Source organism: Agrobacterium sp. 5Ca50, assembly GCF_055381905.1.
In genome coordinates this window covers 3,064,416-3,076,387 of the sequence record NZ_AP026438.1, presented here as the reverse complement: position 1 = coordinate 3,076,387, position 11,972 = coordinate 3,064,416, and the positions used below count along the sequence as shown (strand labels likewise).

General features: G+C 56.6%; 12 protein-coding genes. 5 read left to right on the top strand and 7 right to left on the bottom strand.

All coding sequences use genetic code 11. The features are described 5' to 3' along the window. Positions 1-62 precede the first annotated feature (62 nt). The 4 genes from ACZ5FM_RS14895 to ACZ5FM_RS14880 all read left to right on the top strand — a co-directional run bounded on the left by ACZ5FM_RS14895 (position 63) and on the right by ACZ5FM_RS14880 (position 2,539). Positions 63-722: a hypothetical protein gene (locus ACZ5FM_RS14895; RefSeq protein ID WP_250985626.1), complete on the top strand. Its 660-nt coding sequence runs from the start codon at positions 63-65 to the stop codon at positions 720-722. 72 nt (positions 723-794) lie between these two features. Then, the gene (hpt, locus tag ACZ5FM_RS14890) at positions 795-1,343 is read left to right on the top strand and encodes a hypoxanthine phosphoribosyltransferase (protein ID WP_192491528.1); all 549 of its coding nucleotides are present in this window, start codon (positions 795-797) and stop codon (positions 1,341-1,343) included. Positions 1,344-1,489: 146 nt separating this feature from the next. After that, positions 1,490-1,861: a response regulator gene (locus tag ACZ5FM_RS14885; protein WP_192491527.1), complete on the top strand. Its 372-nt coding sequence runs from the start codon at positions 1,490-1,492 to the stop codon at positions 1,859-1,861. 105 nt (positions 1,862-1,966) lie between these two features. Next, positions 1,967-2,539: a DUF1349 domain-containing protein gene (locus ACZ5FM_RS14880; RefSeq protein WP_464039110.1), complete on the top strand. Its 573-nt coding sequence runs from the start codon at positions 1,967-1,969 to the stop codon at positions 2,537-2,539. Positions 2,540-2,591: 52 nt separating this feature from the next. On the opposite strand, the gene ACZ5FM_RS14875 is transcribed toward ACZ5FM_RS14880, so the two are convergent. The 4 genes from ACZ5FM_RS14875 to argH all read right to left on the bottom strand — a co-directional run bounded on the left by ACZ5FM_RS14875 (position 2,592) and on the right by argH (position 8,496). Continuing rightward, positions 2,592-5,243 (bottom strand): TIGR02302 family protein, encoded by a 2,652-nt coding sequence (locus ACZ5FM_RS14875; protein WP_464039109.1) that lies wholly within the window; start codon positions 5,241-5,243, stop codon positions 2,592-2,594. A 271-nt stretch (positions 5,244-5,514) separates the two neighbouring features. Further along, positions 5,515-6,783: a diaminopimelate decarboxylase gene (lysA, locus tag ACZ5FM_RS14870; protein ID WP_250985538.1), complete on the bottom strand. Its 1,269-nt coding sequence runs from the start codon at positions 6,781-6,783 to the stop codon at positions 5,515-5,517. 13 nt (positions 6,784-6,796) lie between these two features. Then, positions 6,797-7,000, bottom strand: a complete 204-nt coding sequence (locus ACZ5FM_RS14865; RefSeq protein WP_250985539.1) for a hypothetical protein — start codon at positions 6,998-7,000, stop codon at positions 6,797-6,799. A 95-nt stretch (positions 7,001-7,095) separates the two neighbouring features. Continuing rightward, positions 7,096-8,496 (bottom strand): argininosuccinate lyase, encoded by a 1,401-nt coding sequence (gene argH, locus ACZ5FM_RS14860; RefSeq protein ID WP_464039108.1) that lies wholly within the window; start codon positions 8,494-8,496, stop codon positions 7,096-7,098. Between the two features lie 24 nt (positions 8,497-8,520). Between argH and tlpA the strand changes: the two genes are divergently transcribed. Further along, positions 8,521-9,189, top strand: a complete 669-nt coding sequence (gene tlpA, locus ACZ5FM_RS14855; RefSeq protein WP_250985541.1) for a thiol:disulfide interchange protein TlpA — start codon at positions 8,521-8,523, stop codon at positions 9,187-9,189. 56 nt (positions 9,190-9,245) lie between these two features. Here tlpA and ACZ5FM_RS14850 read toward each other — a convergent pair whose 3' ends face one another. The 3 genes from ACZ5FM_RS14850 to ACZ5FM_RS14840 all read right to left on the bottom strand — a co-directional run bounded on the left by ACZ5FM_RS14850 (position 9,246) and on the right by ACZ5FM_RS14840 (position 11,948). Next, a complete protein-coding gene (locus ACZ5FM_RS14850; RefSeq protein ID WP_192491520.1) occupies positions 9,246-10,127 on the bottom strand; it encodes a 3-hydroxybutyryl-CoA dehydrogenase in 882 nt (293 codons plus the stop codon). A gap of 120 nt (positions 10,128-10,247) precedes the next feature. Continuing rightward, positions 10,248-11,177, bottom strand: coding sequence for an electron transfer flavoprotein subunit alpha/FixB family protein (locus ACZ5FM_RS14845; RefSeq protein ID WP_464039107.1), 930 nt, complete (start codon positions 11,175-11,177; stop codon positions 10,248-10,250). A gap of 24 nt (positions 11,178-11,201) precedes the next feature. After that, complete coding sequence (locus ACZ5FM_RS14840; RefSeq protein ID WP_192491518.1) at positions 11,202-11,948, bottom strand: electron transfer flavoprotein subunit beta/FixA family protein; 747 nt, start codon at positions 11,946-11,948, stop codon at positions 11,202-11,204. Positions 11,949-11,972 lie beyond the last annotated feature (24 nt).

The following is an 11,972-nucleotide window of genomic DNA, read 5'->3' as shown; positions in this document are numbered from 1 at the left end:
GAGTATTTGTTTCAATGCCCAGTTTTCAAAGGGCGGAAAACCATAGAGGAAATTCCATGGGTATGTTCCGTTCGTCGCGTCGTCATGACACATTCGATTTCGATCTTCTCCTGCCTGAACATCCCGCGCGAAAAGCGCCCCGTTCCGGCACGCCAGCAAACGATGTGGTCGATGCCGAATTTGTGACGGTAAAGGAAACACCGGCACGCGGCTATGGCAATGACAATCGGCAACGCCGTTATCAACAGCGTGTGATGCCGTCTCGTCCGGTCTCCGGCGTAATGCAGCGCGTGGAAAGACGCCTTGGCAAATTGTCTGTCGATGCTTATTCGGCATTGGTGGCGCTTTCTGTCATCGTGGTCTTCGGCGTCTCCGGTGGTTTCACACTCGTTTCGGGCACCCCGTCTGCTGCGCAGGAACAGGTGAATCCGCTTGGGCTTTCCCATGTCACCATCACACCGCAGGATGCAGATGGCATGGAAGTGCTGTCCATCAACGGTATTGTCGAGAACCATGGCGGCGATGTGGTGGCGGTTCCAGATATCCGTGCTGATCTTCTGTCCGAAAATGGCCAATTGGTTGCCAGTGTTGTCATCGAAGCCCCGGTTAGCGAAATTCTGGGGCGTCAGAGCCACGGATTCACGACAAAATTGCGCCATCCCGGTGGAAAAACGCCACGTGTGAAGCTTTCCTTCATGGAAACGGGTGTTTCCGGTTCGTGATTGTGGTAGCGGATTTCCTTTCGTTGAACGGGTAGGTCAAGGTCTGCCCGACAGTCAGTCAAGGAGATTGCATTGCCCGTCGTTCGTGGAAAGATCATCGAGCCGCTTTATACGGCGGAACAAATCGCCGAGCGTAACCGGGATATGGCGCAGCGCATCGCTTCGGGTCCAACAAAAGACCTGCTGGTCATCGCGGTTCTCAAAGGCTCGTTCATTTTCGCTGCCGATCTCATTCGCTCGCTGCATGACAGTGGTCTTGCGCCTGAAGTCGAGTTCATTACCCTGTCGAGCTACGGTGCTGGCACGGTTTCGCAAGGTGTACGGATCGTCAAAGACATAGACAGCGATGTGAAGGACCGCGACGTTCTGCTGATCGATGACATTCTCGAATCAGGCCGCACGTTGCTGTTCGCCAAGGAACTGCTTTATGAGCGTGGCGCCCGCAACGTGACCATCGCAGTTCTTCTCGATAAAAAGGTCAAGCGCAAGGAAAACCTCGAGGCTGATTATGTCGGCTTCGAATGCCCCGATTATTTCGTCGTCGGTTACGGCATGGACGTGGCTTATGCCTTCCGCGAACTGCCATTTGTTGGCGTCGTGAAAGGTGATGCGGAGGCTTAAGCGCCTCCGTTTTGATGACCGCTTGTTAACCATGTCCGCTGCATCGCGTCTTATCTTGTAACAAAGGGCGCAATCTTTACCGATTGAAAAGGTGCAGCGGCGATTTTGCTCACGGCTGGAGATGACTGCCAGGAGCAATGGTTATTATGGCAAAAATTCTGATTACCGAAGACGAGGATTCGCTGCGTTCATTTGTGGCGCGTGCCTTGCGCCTAGATGGCCACGAGACCCATGAGGCGGCTGATGGCGCCGAGGGGCTGGAGAAACTGCAGGAACATAACTTTGATTTGCTTTTGTCTGATATCCGCATGCCGGTTATGGACGGCATTGAGCTTGCCCACCGCGCGGCCTCGCAGTTTCCTGACATGCGCATTCTTTTGATGACCGGTTATGCCGAACAGCGGGAGCGGGCTGACGACCTGATGGAGAAGGTCGTAGACGTGGTTTCCAAGCCATTTGCCTTGCCCGATATTCGCATGGCTGTTGCACGTGCCTTGGCGGCCCGCACGGCGGCTTGAGCTGCCTTGCGTTTGTGTCGTAGGCATTTCAGTTTTCCTTTTCTATATCCTCATTTAAAACTGGTGCAGTTTGTACCTTCCCAGCATTGCTGACAGGAGCGTGACTTGAAAAACGGTGTCTGGCTGAATGAGCCGAAGGATTGGTCGCTAAAGGATGGTATTCTTGATCTGGTGACGGACGAGGGTTCTGATTATTGGCGTGAGACCTATTACGGCTTCACGCGTGACAGCGGGCATTTTTTCGGCGTCCAGACACCACCGGCTTTTACATGCCAGTTTCGTATTCGCGGCGCTTATCAGGCGCTTTACGATCAGGCTGGCATCATGGTGCGGATTGATGAGCGCCGCTGGATGAAGGCCGGGATCGAGCTTTCCGACGGTCGCGCGATGCTGGCGAGTGTATTGACCAACGGTCGCTCCGACTGGTCAACTGCGCCATACGAAGGCAATGCTGATGATTTCTGGATGCGGGTCACGGTTGAAAAGGGTGTTATCCGCGTGCAGGTGTCTGCCGATGGCCAGTTCTGGCCGCTCGTGCGGCTCGCGCCTTTTGATGTCGCTGACCATTATCTGGTGGGCCCGATGGCCTGCACGCCTGAACGGGCAGGGTTAAAGGTCCGCTTCTCAGATTTTCAACTCACCGCGCCACTTGGCAAAGAACTGCACGATCTGACCTGACGACAGTATCTGGGCTCTCCAAAAGCGGTCCAACCGCTTTTGGAATAAGGTCCTAGCGGATATCCAGAAGACGCTCGAGGTAGCGGCGTTCCGCTTCGCCCGGCGGGTTCTGTCCCAGTTTCTCGCGGATTGCTTCGAGAATTTCGCGGGCTCGCTGCACATCGATTTCATCGGGCACACGCACCTGATCGCCAAAGTCCGGACCGTTGGTGGCCCGTGGACGACCGAGCGGATCACGGCCGTTCTGGCCGCCCTGACCCATCATGCCGTCTTCCTGACCTTGGCCCTGACCCTGTTGGCGCATGGCCTGCATCATCTGGCTCATCATGTCCTGTGCACCTTGGCGCAGAGCATTCAGGGCATTGCCCTGACCCTCAACAGCGCGGTCGCCCTGTCCCTGGCCCAAGGCTTCACCGGCACCCTGCATTTCCTGCTGGGCTTTGCCGAAGCCTTCGCCGGGCTGCATGCCAAGATCTTTCATACCCTGCTGCAATTCACCCAGCTGCTTGCCAAGTGCGTCCTGCTGCGCGCGCAGTTGCTTTAAAGCTTCACGAAGCTGCTCCGCCGTCATTTGGTCGGTGGGATTCTGACCCTGACCTGGCTGTTGCTGGTCACCCTGCTGGCCCTGCTGACCCTGTTGCTGTTCGCCGTTTTCGCTTTCCTGCTGTGGATCGCCGCGTTGCATGCGGTCACGCAGTGCCTGATCGAACTGGAAGGTCTGGTCCATCAGTTGCTGCTGTTGCTGCATGATTTCGCCGAGCTTGTCGATCTGCTGTCCCAGCTGGCTGCTCTGCTGGTTCTGGCGACCCTGCTGCGGGCGTGCCATCTGCAAATTGTTCATCATGCGTTGCAGCTGTGACAGCATCTGCTGGGCGGCATCTCTATTGCCCGAGCGGGCCAGATTTTCAATCTGGTCCAGCATGTTTTGCAGGTCACGCTGACGCAGGAAGTTTTGCGCCTGCTGATTCATGTTGGATTGCGGCGCATTCTGCATACGCTGCGCCATCTCGCTCATGAAATCCTGCATGGCGTTGCGCAGTTCTTCCATAAGCTTGGCGATTTCTTCGTCCGGTGCGTTGCGTTCAAGCGCGTCGGAAAGCTGCTTTTGTGCATCGCGCAACCGGCGCTCGGCCAGCGACAGATCACCGTCCTCAATGCCGAGGGCGATTTCCCAGAGGTAATCGGCAGTGTCCTTCAGGCTAGCCTCGTCGTAGGCAAGTTTCATGCGGGTATGAGCAGAGCGCAGCAGCAGATAATGCGTCTTGTTGGGGATGGTTTCTTCCGGACGCATTGTCACCGCCTCGTTAAAGGCAATGGCTTTCGGCATCTGTCGGGTATCAATTGCGAAAATCTGGCGGTGTTCGGCAACCGCTGCTGCCAGTGGTTCACTGAAGCCGCGACCGGGTAGAACCATTTCATGTGAAGGGCTACGACCTTCCTGTCCGGCGCCATCGCTGGCGACCAGAGTGATGCGCACCTTTTTGCCCGCCAACGGATGTTCCGTCAGGTTGCGACTGGTCAGACCTTTGATTTCGCGGCTGTTTTGACGTGGCAGGTCCAGCTTGTATTCCGGCAGGGGATAAAGAGGTGTTGCGTCTTCGTTTGTTTCCGCAGGTTCGATGATCGCGTGCGCTTCACGCAGGCCGTAATCATCCGAAGCGATTAAGCCGATTTCAAGCGCGCCGTTCACGGCACGACGCGGCATCTTGTCGAAGGAGATGACCGGTGGCTTATCCGGGATAACGTCAAAGACCCATTGTTCGCCATTGGCAACAAGGGTGCCGCTTTCGGCGATTTCCAGCGAGTAGGTTCGTGGCGGAAGCTGTTTGTTGTCTGCTTCGGGAGCAGGGGCGTTGTTTGCCGCTGCTTGCGGTGGTGTCTGTCCGCTTGAGGTTGTTTCTGGCTGCAGGGGTTGCAAACGGCCTGCCACTTCCGGCTCAAAGCTGACCTGCTCTCCACCTTCACCGCCGGTGACACGAACTGTCAGTTTCGATGCCTGTGGCACCGCCACGGCCTCAGTCGCAGCCTCGTTACGTCCGGTCAGGAAAATCGGTGCACGCCCGGTGTACGACGGTGGTGTGACCCATGCGTCGATGCGTAAATCAGGATTGATTGGTCCGGCTGCCGGACTGTTGCGGAATGCCTCAACAACGGTGCCGGCACCATTGGAATAGGAAAAGCCGAACGCTGCTGCCAGAACAAGTGCGGGAATAGCGCGAAGCGCAAAACGGTCATGGCGGGCAATATCGGGTTTCGGCAGGCCAGCATCGAGGGTGGCAATACGTTGCGCCATGCGCAGCTGATGTTCTTTCCACAGCGCGCGGGCAAACGGCGTGTCGAATGCTGGTTCATCTTCCTGCACGCCGACAGGCTGGTGCGGCAGATCATTACGTTCTTCAAGCAGGCGCCCAGCTTCATCGGCTGATGGCCAGCGCAGACGCAGGAACGGCAACAGCGACGACAGCAGGCCGAAGACCAGAATGAAAACGACGCCGAGACGAAGCCAGTCCGGCAATTGACGGTAAACACCGAACCAAGCCAGCGAGAGGAAAATGGCGATAATCGACAGCGGTAAAATGGAAAGGGGGGCGGCGCGCTCAGCCAGCAGCACCAATCTGGCCACAAACCGCTTCGCTGCGACCTTCCGGGCCAGCGCAGGTTGTCCTTCGAAGGCGCCTTTTCTGCCTTGTCTGGATGTGGTCATCAATCCGTTCTCCCGGTTCTGGCCACCTGATCCCGCAAGAACCGGAATCGCAAAATATTTTAGCGTATCGGTGCGAAAACCCTAATCGCTTTTCGCAAAGCACGACACGCACATCGAAATTTCCACAACCCGATCAGCTGTCCAAACGGACGCCTGACGTGCTGGTGCAATCTCTACAAGATAACACTGTTTATGGCGAAGACGAGGGCAAGCGGCTGCTCACCCTCATTTTTCCGATGATTTCTCTCAAAAGTGATCGGGAATGCCGATCTCAATCCAGCCACTTTGGCACGGAATCAAGTCCGATCAGCTCTTCATAGGTGCCACGCGGACGGATAACGTGGAATTCATCGCCCTTGACCAGCACTTCGGGAACGAGCAGGCGTGAATTATACGTGCCCGCCTGAACCGCGCCATAGGCGCCAGCCGAACCGACCGCAATCAGATCACCGGGCTTCGGCATCGCCATTTCACGATCAAGCGCCAGATAGTCACCGGTTTCGCAGACTGGGCCAACGATATCGGCCTTGATGCGCGGTGCATTGGCAGCAGAAATTCTGACCGGACGGATTTCGTGATAGGCCTCATAAAGGGTCGGGCGAATGAGGTCGTTCATGGCGCCGTCTACGATCACGAAGGTCTTTTCACCGCCGTCCTTCACGAACAGCACTTCGGTTACCAGAATACCGGCATTGCCAACGATAAGGCGGCCAGGTTCGGTAACGATCTTGCAATTCAGGCTGCGAAGCTGTGCCTTGACGATCTCGGCATAGGCATCTGGCAGTGGCGGCGGGTTGTTGTCGTCCTTGTAGGGAATACCGAGACCGCCACCGATATCGACGTGATCAATCACATGACCTTCGGTCCGCAGCTCTTCAACCAGTTCGCGCAGCAGGCGGAATGCGTCCTCGAACGGCTGCAATTCGGTAATCTGGCTGCCGATATGCATGTCGATGCCGGTAACCTGAATACCTTCAAGCGTTGCCGCATGGGCGTAAACGGCGCGGGCGCGCTGGTAGGAAATGCCGAACTTGTTTTCTTTTTTGCCCGTCGAGATCTTGGCATGGGTACGCGCGTCGACATCCGGATTGATGCGGAAGGAAACATGTGCCTTCTTGCCAGCCTTGATGGCGCGCAGGTTCAGCACTTCCAGTTCCGGCTCGGACTCAACGTTAAAGCAGTAAATGCCTGCTTCCAGCGCCAGATCCATTTCGACAACAGTCTTGCCAACGCCCGAGAACATGATGCGACTGGCGGGAACACCGGCTGCCAGTGCGCGGCGTAGCTCACCGCCGGACACGACGTCGATGCCGGCACCCAGACGGGCCAATGTCTTCAGCACTGCCTGGTTGGAATTTGCCTTCATAGCGTAGCACACCATGGAATCGACATCGGCAAAGGCTGCCGAAAACACCTTGTAGTGGCGTTCCAGTGTGGCTGTGGAATAGACATAAAACGGGGTGCCAACGGCCTTGGCAATTTCTGGCACGGCCACGTTTTCGGCGTGCAGGACGCCGTCAATATACTGAAAATGGTTCACGGTCTAAGTTCCGTTAAAGCAGCGGGTCGAGAACGAAAGGACGCTCAGGCGTAACCTGTTTGACTTCCTGGCCATCTGCCGGGCGTTTGTTGCGCAGCTCTACCGGCGTGCTTGGCGGATCAATCGCGCCTTTACGGCCGCAACCGGTAACGACGAGGCTGACGACCAGCGTCATGCCAAGGGGAAGAAGGAAGCTACGAACCGTTTTTGAAAGCATTGGTCTGTCCAAAGGAAAAAGTTGCTCTTCTGATACAGAAAAACAGGGCGCTTGTGCACCCTGTTTCTTGTGATGCTGGTGTAACGCTAAATTGATCAGTTGCGCGCCCGCCACCAGGCGATCTGTTTGCGGACTTCAGACGGTGCCGTACCGCCAAAGCTGGTGCGGCTGGCAACCGAGGCTTCGACAGAAAGAACATCGAAAATGCCGTTGGTGATAGCCGGGTTGATGGCTTGCAATTCCTCAAGCGACAGGTCGGCGAGGTCGCAGCCCTTCTTTTCGGCCAGTGCCACAGCATGGCCGGTGGCATGGTGCGCATCACGGAACGGAAGGCCGGCTTCACGTACGAGCCAGTCGGCCAGATCGGTTGCCGTGGAGTAACCAGAACCGGCAGCTGCGCGCATTTTGTCGGTGCGGACTTCGAGGTCGCGGATCATCCCGGTCATCGCGGCAATGGCCAGTTCGAGGCTTTCTGCGGCATCGAAGACCTGTTCCTTGTCTTCCTGCATGTCCTTTGAATAGGCCAGCGGCAGGCCCTTCATCACGGTCAGCAGGGCAACCAGGGAACCGTTGATACGACCGGTCTTGGCGCGCACCAGTTCAGCAGCATCCGGGTTCTTTTTCTGCGGCATGATCGAAGAGCCGGTCGAAAATGCATCCGACAGACGGATGAAGCCGAATTGTGGTGTCGACCAGATGACGATTTCTTCCGCCAGACGCGACAGATGCGTGGCGCAGATCGAGGCGATCGACAGGAATTCCAGCGCGAAGTCGCGGTCTGAAACCGTGTCGATGGAGTTGCGGGTCGGTTCGCGGAAACCGAGTGCCTTTGCCGTCATGTGACGGTCGATCGGATAACCGGTGCCGGCAAGTGCGGCAGCACCGATCGGGCTTTCGTCCAGATGTTCGATGGCGTGGCGAACACGGGCGCGGTCACGGCCGAACATTTCGATATAGGCCATGCAGTGGTGACCGAAAGTAACAGGCTGTGCGGTTTGCAGATGCGTGAAGCCCGGCATGACGGTGTCTGCATGTTGTTCGGCGCGGTCGAGGAACGCAGCAATCAAATCCGTCAGCATGGCTTCGGTTTTCTGAAGCTCTTCCTTCACCCACAGGCGAAAATCGAGCGCGACCTGATCGTTGCGCGAACGGGCGGTATGCAGGCGTCCGGCAGCAGGGCCAATCAGGTTGGCGAGGCGGGCTTCGATATTCATATGAATATCTTCAAGCTTGCGCGAGAATTCGAACGTGCCGTTTTTGATCTCTGACAGGATTGTGTTCAGGCCTTCAGTGATCTTGTCTTTATCTTCGTGCGAAATAATGCCTTTTTCAGCCAGCATGGCAGCATGCGCCATAGAGCCGCGGATGTCCTGGGCATAAAGTTTCTTGTCGAAGCCGATGGAGGCATTTATCTCTTCCATGATTGCGGCCGGACCGGATGCGAATCGCCCGCCCCACATCTGGTTAGAGGATTTCGTGTCGTTGCCGTCAGCCATGGTTTGCCAGTCCCGGAGTATGTAGTGACAGAAAAAAGACCATTTCGCCTTCCCTCTGCCAAGCTTGTTGGAATTGCTGCCCTTGCCGGTATCATCGCCGGTGCAGGCGCGGTTTACATGAGGCATATTGGGTCTGGCAGCTCGGTTCAAGAGGCTCAGGCCAATGTCGCCGGTTTATGTGAAGGTGCAGGCGACCGTATTGCGGCGTTGACGCCCTTTTCCAAGGGGCAGGTGGCTGCGATGGCACCGGCGTCCGAGCCGCGTCCGCTCAACCTTACCTTCAAGGGGCCGGAAGGTCAGAGCCTGACGATGGCGGATTTTGCCGGAAAGACGGTGCTTTTGAACCTCTGGGCCACATGGTGTGTGCCATGTCGGGAAGAAATGCCGGCACTCAACGCTCTCGAGCAGGAGATCGGTGGGCAGGACTTTGAAGTGGTTGCCGTCAATATTGATACGGGCGGCGATGAAAAGCCGAAAACCTTCCTTGACGAATACAAGATCGGTGCGCTCGGTTACTACCGCGACAGTTCGATGGGCGTTTTTAATGTGCTGAAAAAGGAAGGTCTGGCCTTTGGCCTGCCTGCCACCCTGCTATTTGATGGCAAGGGATGTCTGCTGGCATCGATGAATGGGCCGGCTGCATGGGACAGCCCTGATGCCAAAGCCCTGATCACGGCGGCCAAGGGGCCGTGATCCAATGATATGGCGGGGGTGAATTTACCTTTTCTCCCCCGCGTAATGGCGACCTGTTAGCGGGTCGGAACCGGTGTTTCGCCACGGTAGTCATAAAAGCCACGGCCTGATTTACGACCCAGCCATCCAGCCTCGACATATTTGACCAGCAGCGGGCAGGGGCGATATTTGCTGTCTGCGAGACCATCATGCAGCACCTGCATAATGGAGAGGCAGGTGTCGAGACCGATGAAGTCTGCCAGCTGCAACGGACCCATCGGGTGGTTGGCGCCGAGTTTCATGGCGGTATCGATGGCTTCAACCGTGCCAACACCTTCGTAAAGCGTGTAGATCGCTTCATTGATCATCGGCAGCAGAATGCGGTTGACGATGAAGGCCGGGAAATCTTCGGCGACAGTGATCGCCTTGTCGAGCGAGCGGACATATCCCTTGGCGGTGTCGAATGTTTTTTCGCCGGTTGCGATACCACGCACCAGTTCCACCAGCTTCATCACCGGAACCGGGTTCATGAAGTGGATGCCCATGAACTGTTCCGGGCGGTCGGTGGCGGATGCAAGGCGGGTAATCGACAGCGACGAGGTGTTGGTCGCCAGTAGTGCCTCAGGTTTCAGAACCGGGCAAACCTGCGCGTAAATCTTGCGCTTGATGTCTTCGTTTTCAGTTGCCGCCTCGATCACCAGATCCATCGATGCGAGATCATTGATATCGGTCGAACCGCTGATCTTGGACAGCGCGTTCTTGCGGCTTTCGTCTTCCAGCTTGCCGTGACTGACCTGACGGGCCAGGTTTCCGTTGATGGTGGCAAGGCCAGCTTCAATGCCGCTTTGGCTCAGGTCGTAAATATGCACCTTGTATCCGGCCAATGCCGAAACATGGGCGATGCCACAACCCATCTGGCCCGCTCCGATAATGCCGATATTTTTCAATGTAACGGTCATGGTGCTGTTTCCTCCGGGCAAAGCGGGTGCAGTTATGCGGGCATTATATATGGGTGCAGGGATTAATAAATATTGCCGGGCAGTTTCCTGCCCGGCAATCAAGGCATAGTGCCTGTTTTCTTACAGTGCTTTTTCGAGTTCAGGCAGAGCGTCGAACAGGTCTGCCACTAGGCCGTAGTCAGCAACCTGGAAGATTGGTGCTTCTTCGTCCTTGTTGATGGCCACGATGACCTTCGAGTCCTTCATGCCAGCCAGGTGCTGGATGGCACCGGAAATACCAGCAGCAATGTAAAGCTGAGGAGCAACCACCTTGCCGGTCTGGCCAACCTGCCAGTCGTTTGGTGCATAACCGGCGTCAACAGCCGCACGCGATGCGCCAACGGCCGCACCCAGCTTGTCGGCAACCGGCAGAATGACTTCCTTGAACTTCTCAGACGAGCCGAGTGCACGGCCACCGGAGATGATGATCTTGGCAGATGTCAGTTCAGGACGATCAGACGATGCCAGTGCGTCCGACACGAAAGACGAAACGCCTGGGTTGGTCGCAGCAGCGATCGCTTCAACAGCAGCGGAACCACCGGCTGGTGCCGCAGCGAAAGATGCCGTGCGAACCGTGATGACCTTTTTGGCGTCAGTTGCCTGTACGGTCTGGATGGCGTTACCGGCATAGATTGGGCGCTTGAAGGTGTCAGCGGAAACCACTTCGGTGATTTCGGATACCTGTGCGACGTCGAGCAGAGCTGCAACGCGCGGCGCAACGTTTTTGGCCGATGCGGTCGCAGGTGCGATGATGACGTCGTAAGAGCCGCTCAGTGAAACGATCAGCGCAGCAAGCGGTTCTGCCAGCTGGTTTGCGTAGGACGCGTCGTCAGCAAGAAGCACCTTGTCAACGCCGGACAGCTTTGCAGCTTCATCGGCGGCAGCCTTAGCACCGGAGCCAGCCACCAGCACATGCACGTCGCCGCCAATCTTGGTGGCTGCCGTCAGCGTCTTGGCGGTCTGGTCGGAAAGGGTTGCGTTGTCGTGTTCTGCCAGAAGAAGAATGGCCATAATAAAATCTCCCTTATCCGTCTCTTACAATACGCCGTCGGCCTTGAGTTTCGATACCAGCTCTGCAACCGAGCCAACCTTGACGCCTGCCTTGCGGCCAGCCGGTTCTTCGGTCTTCAAAACCTTGAGGCGCGGCGCAATATCAACACCCAGATCGGTAGGGGTCTTCTTGTCCAGCGGCTTCTTCTTGGCCTTCATGATGTTCGGCAGCGACGCGTAACGTGGTTCGTTGAGGCGAAGGTCGGTGGTCACGATGGCAGGCAATTTCAGCGAAACGGTCTGCAGGCCGCCGTCGACTTCTCGAGTGACTGCAACGGAACCGTCAGCAATTTCGACCTTCGATGCGAAGGTGCCCTGACCCCAGCCGAGCAATGCCGCCAGCATCTGGCCGGTCTGGTTGCTGTCGTCATCGATGGCCTGCTTGCCGAGGATAACCAGATCCGGCGTTTCCGCATCGACTACGCCCTTCAACAGCTTGGCAACTGCCAGCGGCTCAACCGTTTCATCGGTTTCAATCAGGATTGCACGGTCGGCACCCATGGCCAGCGCCGTGCGCAGCGTTTCCTCGGCCTTGGCCGGACCGATTGACACAACGACCACTTCTTCGGCCTTGCCAGCTTCCTTCAGACGAAGAGCCTCTTCGACGGAGATTTCGTCAAACGGGTTCATCGACATTTTGACGTTGGCAAGTTCAACGCCCGTGCCATCTGCTTTCACGCGAATTTTCACGTTGTAGTCGACAACTCGTTTAACGGGCACAAGGATCTTCATGGAGCTTTCCTTCAACTTCAATCA